The organism is Rufibacter radiotolerans, from assembly GCF_001078055.1.
Lineage (GTDB): Bacteria > Bacteroidota > Bacteroidia > Cytophagales > Hymenobacteraceae > Nibribacter > Nibribacter radiotolerans.
Map to the genome: position 1 here is coordinate 679,067 of NZ_CP010777.1, position 14,514 is coordinate 693,580.

Below are 14,514 nucleotides of genomic sequence, written 5' to 3' on the forward strand. Positions count from 1 at the left end.
GTATGAACCGTTGCTAAGGTGCAAAGGGAAAATTCCAGACCAATTTTCTGAAAACCTATTTTAGGGCCGTTTTATCAAAAATAGCCCTAAAACAGAATGTATTATGCCACTAGGCAAGAAGCGCCTTGGGACATTTTCTTTACCTTTGATTAAAACGTGAAACCATGGAATTATTGCGTCAGCTCTGCCAAATCCAGGCCCCATCGGGCAATGAAGTGAAAATGAAGGAATACCTGCTGGACTATGTCCTCACCCATCAGAAAGACTGGGCCGTGCAGCCGCAAATTATCCACGGGAAAGGATTTCAAGATTGCCTGCTGCTGGTGTTCGGGGAACCGCGCACCGTCATTTTCGCGCACATGGACTCCATTGGCTTTATGGTGCGCTACGGCAAGCAGTTGATTAGAATAGGCGGGCCGGTCACCGAATCCTGTATCAAGCTGGTAGGTGAAGACAGCCAGGGTGAGATTGAGTGTACGCTACAGGTTGACGAGGAAGAACATCGCCTGAGCTATGACTTCCACCGGGAGATCGACCGCGGCACGGAACTGGTGTTCAAGTGCGATTTCCGGGAAACGGAGGAAGCCGTGCAGAGCTGTTACCTAGACAACCGCCTGGGGGTATGGAGTGCCCTGCAGGTGGCCCAGACACTGGAGCATGGCGTGATTGCCTTCGGGGGGTGGGAAGAGACCGGCGGCGGCTCGGTGGCCTACCTGGCCAAGTTCATCCATGAAACCTACGGCGTCACGCAGGCACTCATTTCAGACATTACCTGGGTCACCGAAGGGGTGGAGGCTGGCAAAGGCGTGGCCATCTCGCTCCGCGATTCCCTTATTCCCCGCCGCAGTTACATCCAGCGCATTGTGAGGCTAGCCAAGGAGGCCGGTATACCTTTCCAGATAGAGGTGGAAGATGCCGGCGGCTCAGACGGCAAAGAGCTTCATTACGGCAACATCCCCTGGGACTGGTGCTTTATCGGGGCACCCGAAGACCATGTGCATTCCCCCAATGAGCTGGTGCACAAGAAAGACATTTACGCCATGGTGGATCTTTATAAAGTGCTGATGCAGAAATTGTAAAATACAGAGCATAGAGTATAAGATATATTTGTTTTTTAGGGTAGAAACGCTAGCTTGCGCTACAGTCATTTGTTCAGAGTCTATTTGAAAATCTGTTTGTAGGCAATTATGGTTGAAAAGCTTCGCGGAAGCATTTTCAATTCCTCGTGGCGTTTTTGCCGAGGATAGAAAAGGCAATGGCAGGCTATTTTGCTGGGGTGCCCCGCACCAAAGAGAAAGTCAAATGCGCTCTTTTGTCCAATTAACCAACAAAAATTTTCTTTATGCAGACCATTCTCTACGCTATTCCTGCCTTTGGTTTAGTGGCCTTGTTGTTTACCGCCATTAAATCTGCCTGGGTGACCAAGCAAGACGCCGGCGATGAAAAGATGAGTACCATTGCCCGTTACATTTCTGAGGGAGCCATGGCCTTCCTCAAGGCCGAGTACAAAGTGCTCACCTATTTTGCCATCATTGCCTCTATTTTCCTTTTCTATCTTGGGTACGTAGGCGAAAAGTCTTCTACCATCATTGTGCTTGCCTTTTTGATTGGCGCTATCTTCTCGGCCCTAGCCGGTTTCATTGGCATGCGCATTGCTACCAAAGCCAACGTGCGTACCGCGCAGGCCGCCAAAACCAGTCTTTCTAAAGCGCTGGAGGTGTCTTTTACCGGAGGTTCTGTGATGGGCATGGGCGTGGCCGGTCTGGCCGTGCTGGGCTTAGGCTCTTTGTTCATCGCCTTCTACTACTGGTTTGTGCACCGGGTAGGCGCCAGTGCCAGCTCAGAGGAAATGGAAATAGCCCTGGAAGTGCTGACCGGTTTCTCCCTGGGCGCTGAAAGTATCGCTCTTTTCGCCCGGGTGGGTGGAGGTATCTACACCAAAGCCGCCGACGTGGGGGCTGACCTGGTAGGTAAAGTGGAAGCCGGAATTCCGGAAGATGACCCTCGTAACCCCGCTACCATTGCTGATAACGTAGGCGACAACGTAGGAGACGTGGCCGGTATGGGCGCCGACTTGTTCGGGTCTTACGTGGCTACCATTCTGGCTACCATGGTACTGGGCCGCGAAATCACGGTACAAGACAACTTTGGCGGCTTGTCGCCCATCATCCTTCCTATGCTCATTGCCGGCCTAGGCATCATCTTCTCCATGATTGGCACCTTTTTCGTGCGCGTGAAAGAAGGCGGCAACGTACAAGCTGCTCTTAACATGGGGAACTACTCTTCGGTGGCTTTGACGGCTATTTCTTCTTACTTCGTGATTGATTGGCTCATGCCGGACACGCTCAAACTGCGGGGTTTTGAATTCACCTCTATGGGAATTTTCTACGCCGTGATCATTGGTCTGGTAGTGGGTACGCTCATCTCCATTATCACCGAATACTACACCGCCATGGGCCGCAAGCCGGTGAACTCCATTGTACAGCAGTCTTCCACCGGCGCCGCAACCAACATTATTGCCGGCCTTAGCGTGGGTATGATGAGTACGGCCCTGCCGATTCTGGTGCTGGCTGCCGGTATTGTGTTCTCCTACGCCGTAGCAGGTATTTACGGGGTGGCCATTGCCGCCGCTGGTATGATGGCTACTACCGCCATGCAGCTGGCCATTGACGCCTTCGGGCCAATTGCCGACAATGCCGGGGGTATCGCGGAGATGAGTGAATTGCCCAAGGAAGTACGCGAGCGCACCGATATTCTGGATGCCGTAGGGAACACCACGGCTGCTACCGGTAAAGGCTTTGCCATCGCCTCAGCTGCGTTGACCTCCCTGGCCCTTTTTGCCGCTTTCGTGGGTATTTCTGGTATCACAACCATTGACTTGTACAAAGCCCCGGTATTGGCCGGTCTGTTCATTGGCGGCATGATCCCGTTTGTATTCTCCGCTCTCGCTATTAGCGCGGTAGGCCGGGCCGCCATGGCCATGGTGCATGAGGTGCGCCGCCAGTTCCGCGAGATCCCGGGCATCATGGAAGGCACGGGCAAGCCCGAGTATGACAAATGCGTGGCCATCTCCACCGAAGCCGCCTTGCGCGAAATGATGTTACCCGGCGCCATCGCCCTTATTGTGCCTCTGATTATAGGGTTCGGGTTGAAAGATGTCTTTGACGAAGTATCCAGCGCCGAGATTCTAGGCGGCGTGCTGGCCGGCGTAACCGTGTCTGGAGTGCTAATGGCTATTTTCCAGTCGAACGCCGGCGGTGCCTGGGATAACGCCAAAAAGTCATTTGAGAAAGGCGTGATGATCAACGGCGTGATGGAGTACAAAGGCTCTGACCCGCACAAGGCCTCTGTGACCGGAGATACCGTGGGTGATCCCTTCAAAGACACCTCGGGACCGTCCATGAACATCCTCATCAAGTTAATGTCTATCGTGTCTTTGGTGATTGCGCCGCACATTGCGGTGCAGGAAACGCCAGCCCCGGCCCCAGAGAACCGTATTGAAGGCGCAGGTGCCTACAAGGCGCCGGCCGCCGCTGCCCCAGTGGCCACGGCCCAATATCCTTCGGCTGCGGGCCAGCAATAGCCGTCACTGTTTCTAACAACTTGCAGGAGAGCCCTTTTCTTAGGAAGAGGGCTTTTCTCTTTTTATTTCAGGCAGTTTTCCCCAATTTTGATGCTTCCTACTTAACAGACCAATGAACCACCCGCCGGTAACCCTCCACGACAAGAAGTTTAAAATCTATATACAGGAACGCAAAATCCTGCACAGCATAGAAGTGGTGGCTGCCCGCCTGAGCCATGAGTATCGCGATAAATGCCCATTGTTCCTGTCGGTGTTGAATGGTTCCTTTATGTTTGCCTCAGACCTCATGAAAGAGATGAGCATAGACTGTGAGATCTCATTTATACGGCTTTCTTCTTACTCAGACATGGGCAGCACCGGGCAGGTGAAGGAGATCATGGGCCTTAAGGAAAGCATTAAATACCGGCACGTGGTGGTGGTGGAAGACATTGTGGACACCGGCCATACCGTGGCTGCGTTGTTGCCCCAATTGCAGAGCCAAGGTCCGGCCTCGGTAGAAGTGGCGGCACTACTGGTGAAACCAGAGGCGCATGAGCACCAACTGGACATCAAGTACCCGGTCATGGAAATTGGCAACGACTTTGTGGTAGGCTACGGGCTGGATTATAATGGCCTGGGCCGAAACCTTAGAGACATCTATAAAGTAATGTAGTTTTTCATTGCACCGTTTTGCGCCTGTTTTACGAAAAATACCCCTAAAACGTAGCAACACAGGACTGTGTAGCGCCTGAAAAGCTGTCATTTCCAAGATATTATTCTTACTTTTGTAATCTCACAACCTCCAAATTCATGCTGAACATCGTTCTCTTTGGTCCTCCAGGGGCAGGTAAAGGCACGCAGAGCCAGAAACTTATTGAAAAATACGGGCTGATTCACCTGTCAACCGGTGATTTGCTGCGTTCAGAGATCACTCAGGGAACGGAACTGGGCCTGAAGGCGAAAGGTCTTATGGATGCTGGCCTTTTGGTGCCAGATGAAGTAGTGATTGGCATGATTGAGTCTAAGATCGCAGACAACCCCAACGCCGCCGGCTTTATCTTTGACGGTTTCCCGCGGACGGTACCCCAGGCCGAAGCCTTGGACAACCTGCTGCAGAAATACGACCAGGGCATCAGCTGCATGATTGCCCTGCAGGTAGACGAAGAGGAGTTGGTGAAGCGCCTGTTGCTGCGTGGCCAGACCTCCGGCAGACCAGATGACGCCGATGAGACCCTGATCCAGAAACGGGTGCAGGAATACAACACCAAGACCAAACAGGTAGCCGACTACTATGCCCAGCAAGGCAAGTTCTACGCCGTAAACGGGATTGGGGAGATTGACGAGATCTTCGCTAAAAACTGTGAAATTATTGGAGCCTGCCTGATGGCATAGCTTCTATTAGATAGCTACTTCTCTAAAAACCATCTGATAAGCTACTTGTCAGATGGTTTTTAGTTGATGAGCCATCCTGAAAGTAAAGGGCCTGAGAGCGTTGGGTCGCAGTTTCGCCTTTGGCGAGGGTAGCTTGCGAGGCCCTCAGAACTAAAAACCGTTTTGGGCCTGTTTTTATGAAAACAGCCTTAAAACAGAATGACTGCTGGCTTTACGGCCGGCAATTAATTTTGATTATTCACTATAGAACCTATAAGCCGTGTCATCATCCAACTTTATTGACTATGTCAAAATCTGCTGCCGTTCCGGGCACGGAGGGGCCGGTTCAGCGCATTTGCACCGCGACAAAAAGACCGCTCACGGTGGTCCGGATGGCGGTGATGGCGGCCGGGGCGGTCATATTATCCTCAAGGGGAATTCCCAGCTCTGGACCCTGCTGCACTTGCAGTTCCAAAAACACGTGATCGCTGAAAACGGCGGAAACGGCGGACCCAGCCACTCCAGCGGCGCATTCGGGAAAGATATTATCCTGGAGGTTCCCATCGGTACCATCGCGCGTGACGCCGAGACCGGGGAGATGAAAGCTGAAATCACCGAAGACGGCCAAACGGCCATCATCACGCCCGGCGGACGCGGCGGTCTGGGCAACTCCCACTTCAAATCACCTACCAACCAGACGCCTACCTATGCCCAACCCGGCGAGGAAGGACGTGAGGAATGGACCGTGCTGGAGCTGAAACTGCTCGCCGACGTGGGTCTGGTGGGCTTCCCGAACGCGGGCAAGTCTACGCTGCTGTCGGTCGTATCGGCGGCCAAGCCGAAGATTGCCAATTACGCGTTCACCACTTTGGTGCCTAACCTGGGCGTAGTGGCCTACCGCGACTACAAATCCTTTGTGATGGCCGACATCCCGGGCATTATAGAGGGCGCCTCAGAAGGGAAGGGGTTGGGAATCCGGTTCCTGAAGCACATTGAGCGGAACTCCATCCTGCTGTTCATGATCTCGGTGGAAAGCCCGGACATTGCCGCGGAGTACGAGATTCTGGTGAACGAGCTGCGCACCTATAACCCCGAGCTCCTGCACAAGCAACGCCTGCTGGCCATCACCAAGGCAGACATGATTGATGATGAGCTGGAGGCCGAGATGCGGGAGACTCTGCCCAAAGACTTGCCTACTGTGTTCATCTCCAGCCTTACCCAGAAGAATATCACCCAACTCAAAGACATGATCTGGAAGGCACTGAACACCGCGTAAGAAAGTAGGGGTCGGGGCTGTCAGTCTTGTCATCCGCCGGCGGCGGAAGTTTGGTTAAAAATGCCAGAATGACAGCAAAAACGGTTTGGCAAAGTAGTTGTCTTGCCTTTAGCACTCAATCAGAAGTAGAATTTAATCTGTAAGGATAAAAGATATATGAGTACATCAGCTGAACAAAACCCACAGGAAGAAGAAGCAAAATTGCCAGAGGCCAACGAAGAGGAAGATGCGGCCGCGGCGGCAGTCCTGCCCCAGGAAGTAGAAGAACCGGGCACCGAAGAAGGAAAATCTGAGGTAGACGAGCTGCGCGACAAGTACCTGCGCCTGCACGCCGAGTTTGACAACTTCAGACGCCGTACCTCCAAAGAACGCCTGGAACTGTTCAAAACCGCCAATCAGGAACTGATGGTGGCCTTGATTCCGGTGCTGGATGACCTGGAGCGCGCCCAAGTGGCCATGAAAGACGCCCAGGACGTGAACGCGGTGCGCGAAGGCGTGGAGTTGGTGTTTGCCAAGTTCCAGAACCTGCTGCAACAGAAGGGTCTCAAAGCCATGGAGGCCGTGGGTCAGCCGTTTGACGCCGAGGTGCATGAAGCTATCACGCAGATTCCGGCCCCTAATGAGGAGATGAAAGGCAAAGTGATTGACCAAGTAGAGAAAGGATATTACCTCAATGACAAAGTGGTTCGCTTTGCCAAGGTGGTAATTGGAGCATAAAAGGAGCCATGGCAACCAAAAGAGATTATTATGAAGTGCTGGGCGTGGCCAAAGGGGCACAGCCGGATGAGATAAAGAAGGCGTACCGCAAGATCGCCATCAAGTTTCACCCGGACAAAAACCCTGATGACCCTACCGCCGAGGACAAGTTTAAGGAAGCAGCCGAGGCCTACGAGGTACTGAGCGACGAGCAGAAGCGGCAACGCTATGACCAGTTCGGGCACCAGGGCGTAAACGGCGGTGGCTATGGCGGCGGCGGTGGCATGAACATGGAAGACATCTTCTCCCAGTTCGGCGACATCTTTGGCGGTGGCGGAGGCGGCGGTTTCGAGAGCTTCTTCGGGGGCGGCGGACAACGTGGCGGACGCCGCGTACGCAAAGGCAGCAACCTGCGCATCAAACTCAAACTCACCCTGGAGGAAGTAGCCAAGGGCGTTGAGAAAAAGATAAAAGTAAAACGCTACGAGTCTTGCCAGGCCTGCGACGGCAACGGTTCTAAGAACGGCACGGCGCTGCAGACCTGCGGTACCTGCCAGGGCTCGGGCCAGACCAAACGCGTGGTGAACACCATGTTGGGCCAGATGGTTTCTGCCAGCACGTGCCCAACCTGCCACGGCGAAGGCAAGATAGTAAGCCAGAAATGCGATGTCTGCCACGGCGAAGGCCGTCAGCTCCGCGAAGAGGTAATCTCCATCAACGTGCCCGCCGGCGTAGCCGATGGCATGCAGCTCTCTATGAGCGGCAAAGGAAACGTGCCAGAAAGAGGCGGTGTCCCCGGTGACTTGCTTATCCAGATTGAGGAGGAGCACCACCCAACCCTGCGGCGTGATGGCAACAACATCATGTTTGAGCAGTACGTGAGCTTCGTGGATGCTACTTTGGGGGCCTCGGTAGAGGTGCCTACCATTGAGGGCAAGGTGAAAATCAAGATTGACCCGGGCACGCAGTCCGGCAAGATCCTTCGCCTCCGCGGAAAAGGTATCCCTGACATCAACGGCTACGGTAAAGGTGATCAACTCATCCACATCAATGTCTGGACGCCTAAGACCGTGAACGCCGAGGAACGCCAGATGCTGGAACGCTTAAGAGAATCACAGAACTTCGCGCCTAACCCCGGCAAAAACGAGAAAGGCTTCTTTGAGAAAATGAAGGAGTACTTTCAGTAGTTAAGAGTTAAAAATTAAGAGTTCAGAGTTAGGGGAATAAACAACGCCCGCTTCCTTTTATGGAAGCGGGCGTTGCTGTTTTTGGGCCATTTTTAGGAAAACAGCCTTAAAACAGGTTTTACTTTCTCTGCCGCAAGTTTAGCGTTAGCGTAACTTGTGGCTTCTTATAAGGCCAGTTTTCAACTGGCATGGTGGTTTATCAGGTAATGTGTTTCGCCAGTTGAAAACTGACAGTCATAGGTACTCCAAGTTACCACTGCGCTCAAACTTGAAGTAGGAAGAGGTTAGTTTATCTTTTGATGGTTAATTCCCTTTTGAGCCTGTTTTAAGGAAAACAGGCTCAAAACGCCTTTTTGCCGCTCTTGCAAAGCGTGCCGGTTTCGCGTAGCTTTATTCGCTACAAACCAACCCCAATTTCCTTGCCACCCATTCTGCAAATACAAGGCGTAAGCAAACGCTATGAGGCCCACCAGGCTTTAGACAAAGTATCTTTTGACGTACCCAAGGGAAGCATCTTCGGACTGCTGGGGCCTAATGGCGCGGGCAAAACGTCCCTTATCAGAATCATTACCCAGATCACGGGCCCGGACGAAGGACAGATTCTGTTTGAGGGCCAGCCGCTGCAGCCGCACCACGTGAAACAGATTGGCTACCTGCCTGAGGAAAGGGGGCTCTACAAGAAAATGAAGGTAGGGGAGCACCTGATTTACCTGGCCCGCCTGCGGGGTTTAACCAAGGAAGAGGCGAAAGTAAGAATCAAGGCCTGGGCTGAACGGCTGGACCTGACGGCCTGGCTGTATAAAAACGTGGAGGACCTCTCCAAAGGCATGCAGCAGAAAGTGCAGTTTATCGCCACGGTCTTGCATGAACCCAAGCTTTTAATCCTGGATGAGCCTTTCTCAGGTTTTGACCCTATCAACGCCAACATCATCCGGGACGAAATCCTGAAACTCCGGGACCAGGGCTGTACCATCATTTTCTCTACCCACCGGATGGAGTCGGTGGAGCAACTCTGTGATGACATTGTGTTAATCCATAAATCCCAGAAAGTACTGTCTGGGCGCGTGCAGGAGGTAAAAGATCGTTTCAGGACCAATACGTTTCTGGTGCAGGGCGTGGGCAAGCTGTTGATTATGTCGCCTGACTTTAAAGTGCTGCAGCAAAGCCAGCAAGGCAATGGATTCACCGCCGAGGTGCAGTTGGAAAACAACACCGGGCCCAATGATTTGCTTAGGTACCTCATTGAGCGGGTAGAGGTACACCTGTTGCAGGAGAAAGTGCCCAGCATCCATGATATTTTCATTAAAACCGTCATGCAGACCCCAACCCATGGATAAGATTTGGTTAGTGTTTCAGCGCGAGTACCTGGTGCGGGTGCGCAAGAAGAGTTTTATTGTCATGACCATTTTGGGCCCGTTGCTTATGGCGCTAGTCATGATAGTGCCGGTGGGCCTTATGATGATGTCTGATGACACCAAGGTGATTCAGGTGCTGGATGAGAGTGGCTTGTTTGCCGGAAAGTTTGAGTCTGGCGAGAAATTCAACTATGTGTCGGTGCCCGGACCCGTAGAAACGGCCAAGGAAAAGTACCTCAACAGTAAAGATGCGGGCTTGCTATATATACCTGCCTTAGACATCAACAAGCCGCAGGGCATTCAATTGTTTTCGCAGAAAAGCCTGAGCCTTTCCGTGATTTCCTCACTGGAGCGGCAAGTGAAGCAGGAGCTGGAAGACATAAAGTTCGCCCGCTCGGGCATTGATCAGAAAGTGCTGGACCAGATCAAGACCAAGGTCAGCATCAACACCATTAACCTGAGTGCCGAAGGGGAGAAGAGCAGCAATGTTGGGGTTACCTCCATTGTGGGGTTCATCGGCGCGTTCCTGATTTACCTGTTCATTTTCATTTATGGCGCGCAGATCATGCGGGGCGTGATTGAGGAGAAGACCAGCCGGATTCTGGAGGTGATGGTGTCCTCGGTGAAGCCGTTCCAACTCATGGCCGGTAAGATCATGGGCATTGCCGCGGTAGGGCTCACGCAGTTCCTGCTCTGGATTGTCTTGTCGTCGGCTATTTACCTGGGCATGGCCTCGGCGCTGGACCTGGACCGGTTCTCCAAGGCGCAGATTTCGCAGACCATGCAGGGCATGGAAAACGAGCGCGATGCCCTGCAGGCGCAAGAAACCTCCCAAATCATTAGTGCCGTGCAAGACCTGAACGTGCCGCTGCTGGTGGGCGGCTTCCTGTTCTATTTCTTGGGTGGCTACCTGCTGTACGGTGCCTTGTTTGGGGCGGTGGGCGCCGCCGTAGACAGCGAGACCGACAGCCAACAGTTCATGCTCCCCATCACGGTACCGCTCATCTTGTCCTTTGTAGTGGCCCAGACCATTATCATGAAAGACCCCAACGGGCCGGTGGCCTTCTGGATGTCCATGATTCCGTTCACCTCGCCGGTGGTCATGATGCTGCGCCTGCCCTTCGGGGTACCCGCCTGGGAACTGGCCTTGTCTATGCTGCTGCTCATCGCAGGGTTTATTGGCACTATCTGGGTGGCCTCGCGTATTTATAGAGTGGGTATTTTGATGTACGGTAAGAAAATCACCTACCGCGAACTTTCTAAATGGCTGTTCTATAAAGGCTGATGCAGGGGATGTTAGATTATAGGCGCTAGACATTAGATTCTATTCCTTGCATTATACCTCTAGTATCTACCCTCTAACATCCAGCGTCTAATAAAAAGGGTCTATGAAAAAACTGCTGCCGCTTTGTTTGACTGTTCTCTTCTTATGTTCTTTCACCATGGATAAACCTGCCTACCGCCTGTTCTCCGGGAAAGGGAAATCAGTGAAGTACAAGAAGGTGCTTAAAGAACTGGCTGCCGCCGATGTGGTCTTTTTTGGGGAGCAGCACAATGACCCCATTGCGCATTGGCTGGAGTTGGAACTTGCCAAGGACCTATATCAAATCCATGGCAAGAACTTGGTGATAGGAATGGAAATGTGGGAAGCTGATACCCAGAGTGAGATTGATTCCTTTCTGATGGGGCAACTGGAAGAGGCCGTTTTCATGGAAAGAAGCAGGGTCTGGCCCAACTATACCACTGATTACCGACCGGTCCTGTTATTCGCGAAGGAGAATGGACTGAAGGTGATCGCCACCAATGTCCCGCGCCGCCATGCCAGAACCGTGGCCCGCGAAAGCCTGAATTCCCTGGATACCCTTTCCCAGCAGGAAAAGGCTTGGCTGGCCCCGTTGCCCATTATGGTAGACATGGAACTGCCTGGCTATAAACGCATGCGCAGCATGTTCGGTGATACCCACGGCGCCTCCGCTGCCTCATCTAAGATGATTGAGGCGCAGGCCCTCAAAGATGCGACCATGGCGCACTACATCCACCAGAACCTCCAACCCGGACAGCATCTCCTCCATCTCAACGGCTCCTACCACTCAGATCACCAGGAAGGTATTATCTGGTATCTCCGCAAGCTCCGCCCGGAGAGCAAGCTGAAGACCATTACTACCGTGGCTCAGCCCAGCCTGGAAGATTTGGGAAAAGACCATTTGCAACGCGCAGATGTGGTGCTCGTGGTGCCGGAGACGATGACGAAGACGTATTAATTTGTAGTTCTTGGTATTAGAGGTTATCCCACTACCTCCTTCAAAGGGGGACGAGGAAGAGTGAAAAAGTAGTTGTTGGTGAGAACACCAACAACGGCGGGCAGTGTTGGGCATAGAAGCAAAAAGAACTTTAGAGCGCTCTTCCGGATTTGCAATCCGGAAGTATCGAAGGGGGATTTGCAATCCCCAGCGGCGGCACCTTTTGAGTCTTAGTTATTAACTCTGCAGATGTTCTCTCCTGTGTAAACACCCCTCTGCGCTCCCCTCAAGGGGAGAGTCTGCGTTGAAAAAGCGGCTTTTCGTTTTGAGGCTGTTTTTCAAAAAAATAGCCTCAAAACGAAAATCTTAAAACACGCATTCCTGCGTATTTCCCGTTTCCAGTCTTTACCTCGAGCGCCTCGCTTGTGGCCCGGCAACAGCTTTAGCTATGAAAAAAACTTCAAGGAGGCCGCAAGGGCAGTGCGAGGGGGAAAGACGGGGCCCCGCGGCCGTGAGCGCTCGGAGGGAAACCATGCAGTAACCAAGCATAAGGACCCAAGCGACAACCGCCACTATGCCAACAATAGCAGAAAAGAACAAAGGTTTTAACAACCAAACTACCGCTTTCAACCTACTGCCAAAACAAAAAGGCCTGCTCTTAGAGCAGGCCTTTCAAATTCTATAAACTTAGTTTAGGTTACGCTGAGAAGGAGCTTCCGCAACCGCAGGTGCTTTTGGCGGTGGGGTTGTTGAAGATAAAGCCACGGGCGTTCAGGCCATCCTGGAAATCTACTTCCATGCCCATCACATACATGCCGTGCTTTTTATCCATCACCAGTTGCACACCTTCCAATTCATATACCTCATCGGCATCCTTGGCTTTGTCAAACCCTAGCAGGTAAGACATGCCGGAGCATCCGCCGCCTTGTACCCCAATGCGCAGGCCATAGTCTGCCGGTACGTTTTTATCTTTCATGATTGCCTTCACCTCGTGCAGGGCACGCTCAGTGATGGTAATAGGAGCTGTTTTTACTTTCGTGCTTTCCATAGTCGTGGCTTTTGCGCTGTAAAGTTACTAAAAACTAGAATGTTTCTAAAGAACAGCGCTATACTATAAGAAACCGAAAAACAGGTAAAATGATTCAGGGAAGGCTACACGATTTTTTTACCGATATTTACCCAAAAATAGGGGAGCCGAAGCGACTGCTACAGGTTTCGTCTTCCTTTATAAACAAGCTCCTAAGACTCCATTGCCGGTAAACTACATGACCACAGATACATCCACCATCATCCTTTTAATCTTACTCAGCACCCTTCCGGCTTTATTAGTAGGAGGGGCCATGTACCTGTTAACACAGAAATACCTGGACCGCGACTACCGGAAAAAGATTCTGGATATACGCCTGAAGAACAGCGAGACCATCCTGCCCATCAGGTTGCAGGCCTATGAGCGCATTATCCTTTTCCTGGAACGCATCACGCCCAGTAACATGCTCATCAGGGTAGGGCCTTCTGGGTTAAGTGCCGGCGCGTACCAGGCAGAACTGCTGCAGGAAATACGGGCCGAATACACCCATAACCTTTCCCAACAGCTGTACATGAGCGAGGCGGCTTGGCAGCAGGTAAAGAAGGCCAAGGAAGACGTGGTGTCCATGATCAACCAGAATTACCAGAACCTGCAGGACAAAAGCAAGGGCACAGATCTAGCCAAACGCATCCTGGAGAACGTGCTGCACCAAGAGGTAGACCCTACGGCGCAGGCGCTTCAGTTCCTGAAACGGGAGCTGCACGAGATCTTCTAAAAGCACGCAAGCGGTGATTATAGCCGGTAGTAGGTTTGGGTATTTCTGAGGTGTTTTCAGGGATACAGGCTCAAAATAGACTGACATATAAAACCCATAGAAGAGGTAGAAAGCTTCTTCTATGGGTTTTGCTTTTTAAAAGGCCGGTTTGGTCATTTTAAGGGAATACATAAGCGGTAACTTTTCTTCCATGCCTTTGATGCGCCAAAATCCGTCTTCGCCCTGGACCATGTTGGCCAAACAGTTATAGTAGGAGTAAGGCAATTCCTGGAAGTCTTGCAGTTGTAATTGCTGCTTTAATAAGGCAGATACTACTTCGCTGAGCGCATGATTCCAGGAGCACTCGGTGTAGGAAATAGGAGCATCGCGGTCGGTGTACGTGCCGGTGGCTTCTTCTATGATAGGGCCGCTGTTGTTAAAGTAGGAGTACTGTACGTGGGTGAACTGGTTATCAAACATCCAGACGGCCGGGTGGAACTCCGCCAGGATAAACGTGCCGCCCGGTTTCAGGAAATGGCCCACCACCCGGGCCCATTTCTCCAGGTCCGGGAGCCAGCCAATGACGCCGTAGGAGGTAAAGACAATATCATACTGGCCCTGCAAGTGCTGCGGAAGGTCATACACGTTGCAGCATATAAACTCGGCGGATAACCCCAGTTCCTGCGTCAGTTGCCGGGCCAGGGCAATGGCGTCATCAGACAGGTCCATGCCCGTTACCTCGGCGCCCAGCCGGGCCCAGGAGAGGGTGTCCTGCCCGAAATGGCACTGAAGGTGCAGCAGCTTTTTGCCTTGTACATCGCCCAACGCGGCAAGTTCCAACGGATTTAAGCTGTTTTTGCCCGCCTTGAAAGAAGCCAGGTCGTAGAAGGCAGAATCTTTGTGCACGCCCGTTCGCAGGTTCCAGGCGTGGCGGTTTAGGGCAACATAATCTACAGATGGCTCCATGGTGGTGTTGGCTGGAAAGATTAGATAAGTGAAAGTACACAAATCTATTCTGTTCTTGAAAGCGCAGAGGCAGCGCTTTT

General features: G+C 52.3%; 13 protein-coding genes. 11 read left to right on the forward strand and 2 right to left on the reverse strand.

The features are described 5' to 3' along the window. Positions 1-164 precede the first annotated feature (164 nt). The 10 genes from TH63_RS02860 (at position 165) to TH63_RS02905 (ending at position 11,708) form a co-directional block, all read left to right on the forward strand. Positions 165-1,079, forward strand: a complete 915-nt coding sequence (locus tag TH63_RS02860) for an aminopeptidase (protein ID WP_048919605.1) — start codon at positions 165-167, stop codon at positions 1,077-1,079. A 263-nt stretch (positions 1,080-1,342) separates the two neighbouring features. Then, on the forward strand, positions 1,343-3,583 hold the full coding sequence (locus tag TH63_RS02865) for a sodium-translocating pyrophosphatase (RefSeq protein WP_082161532.1): 2,241 nt from the start codon (positions 1,343-1,345) through the stop codon (positions 3,581-3,583). 112 nt (positions 3,584-3,695) lie between these two features. Further along, positions 3,696-4,235, forward strand: coding sequence for a hypoxanthine phosphoribosyltransferase (hpt, locus tag TH63_RS02870; RefSeq protein ID WP_048919606.1), 540 nt, complete (start codon positions 3,696-3,698; stop codon positions 4,233-4,235). Between the two features lie 137 nt (positions 4,236-4,372). Further along, complete coding sequence (locus TH63_RS02875) at positions 4,373-4,954, forward strand: adenylate kinase (protein WP_048919607.1); 582 nt, start codon at positions 4,373-4,375, stop codon at positions 4,952-4,954. Between the two features lie 259 nt (positions 4,955-5,213). Further along, a complete protein-coding gene (gene obgE, locus TH63_RS02880; protein ID WP_048919608.1) occupies positions 5,214-6,209 on the forward strand; it encodes a GTPase ObgE in 996 nt (331 codons plus the stop codon). A gap of 156 nt (positions 6,210-6,365) precedes the next feature. Further along, positions 6,366-6,926 (forward strand): nucleotide exchange factor GrpE, encoded by a 561-nt coding sequence (locus TH63_RS02885; protein WP_048919609.1) that lies wholly within the window; start codon positions 6,366-6,368, stop codon positions 6,924-6,926. Between the two features lie 8 nt (positions 6,927-6,934). After that, entirely contained in the window at positions 6,935-8,092 is a 1,158-nt protein-coding gene (gene dnaJ / locus TH63_RS02890) for a molecular chaperone DnaJ (RefSeq protein WP_048919610.1), read from the forward strand. Positions 8,093-8,511: 419 nt separating this feature from the next. After that, entirely contained in the window at positions 8,512-9,429 is a 918-nt protein-coding gene (locus TH63_RS02895) for an ABC transporter ATP-binding protein (RefSeq protein WP_048919611.1), read from the forward strand. Beyond that, entirely contained in the window at positions 9,422-10,732 is a 1,311-nt protein-coding gene (locus TH63_RS02900) for an ABC transporter permease (RefSeq protein WP_048919612.1), read from the forward strand. Before TH63_RS02895 ends, TH63_RS02900 begins: the two co-directional genes overlap by 8 nt. 157 nt (positions 10,733-10,889) lie before the next feature. Further along, positions 10,890-11,708 (forward strand): ChaN family lipoprotein, encoded by an 819-nt coding sequence (locus tag TH63_RS02905; protein WP_231583538.1) that lies wholly within the window; start codon positions 10,890-10,892, stop codon positions 11,706-11,708. A gap of 676 nt (positions 11,709-12,384) precedes the next feature. On the opposite strand, the gene TH63_RS02915 is transcribed toward TH63_RS02905, so the two are convergent. Continuing rightward, positions 12,385-12,735: a HesB/IscA family protein gene (locus TH63_RS02915; RefSeq protein ID WP_048919615.1), complete on the reverse strand. Its 351-nt coding sequence runs from the start codon at positions 12,733-12,735 to the stop codon at positions 12,385-12,387. Between the two features lie 217 nt (positions 12,736-12,952). Here TH63_RS02915 and TH63_RS02920 point away from each other — a divergent pair, with 217 nt between their 5' ends. Next, complete coding sequence (locus TH63_RS02920) at positions 12,953-13,489, forward strand: DUF7935 family protein (RefSeq protein WP_048922546.1); 537 nt, start codon at positions 12,953-12,955, stop codon at positions 13,487-13,489. A gap of 135 nt (positions 13,490-13,624) precedes the next feature. On the opposite strand, the gene TH63_RS02925 is transcribed toward TH63_RS02920, so the two are convergent. Further along, positions 13,625-14,434: a class I SAM-dependent methyltransferase gene (locus TH63_RS02925; protein ID WP_048922547.1), complete on the reverse strand. Its 810-nt coding sequence runs from the start codon at positions 14,432-14,434 to the stop codon at positions 13,625-13,627. Positions 14,435-14,514 lie beyond the last annotated feature (80 nt).

What these genes read in the sequence shown, in the direction of transcription:
- TH63_RS02900 (WP_048919612.1), top strand. Translation starts at nt 9,422, where the DNA reads ATGGATAAGATTTGGTTAGTGTTTCAGCGCGAGTACCTGGTGCGGGTG.
- TH63_RS02915 (WP_048919615.1), bottom strand. Translation starts at nt 12,735, where the DNA reads ATGGAAAGCACGAAAGTAAAAACAGCTCCTATTACCATCACTGAGCGT.
- TH63_RS02885 (WP_048919609.1), top strand. Translation starts at nt 6,366, where the DNA reads ATGAGTACATCAGCTGAACAAAACCCACAGGAAGAAGAAGCAAAATTG.
- dnaJ (WP_048919610.1), top strand. Translation starts at nt 6,935, where the DNA reads ATGGCAACCAAAAGAGATTATTATGAAGTGCTGGGCGTGGCCAAAGGG.
- TH63_RS02920 (WP_048922546.1), top strand. Translation starts at nt 12,953, where the DNA reads ATGACCACAGATACATCCACCATCATCCTTTTAATCTTACTCAGCACC.
- hpt (WP_048919606.1), top strand. Translation starts at nt 3,696, where the DNA reads ATGAACCACCCGCCGGTAACCCTCCACGACAAGAAGTTTAAAATCTAT.
- TH63_RS02860 (WP_048919605.1), top strand. Translation starts at nt 165, where the DNA reads ATGGAATTATTGCGTCAGCTCTGCCAAATCCAGGCCCCATCGGGCAAT.
- TH63_RS02905 (WP_231583538.1), top strand. Translation starts at nt 10,890, where the DNA reads ATGGATAAACCTGCCTACCGCCTGTTCTCCGGGAAAGGGAAATCAGTG.
- TH63_RS02875 (WP_048919607.1), top strand. Translation starts at nt 4,373, where the DNA reads ATGCTGAACATCGTTCTCTTTGGTCCTCCAGGGGCAGGTAAAGGCACG.
- TH63_RS02925 (WP_048922547.1), bottom strand. Translation starts at nt 14,434, where the DNA reads ATGGAGCCATCTGTAGATTATGTTGCCCTAAACCGCCACGCCTGGAAC.
- TH63_RS02865 (WP_082161532.1), top strand. Translation starts at nt 1,343, where the DNA reads ATGCAGACCATTCTCTACGCTATTCCTGCCTTTGGTTTAGTGGCCTTG.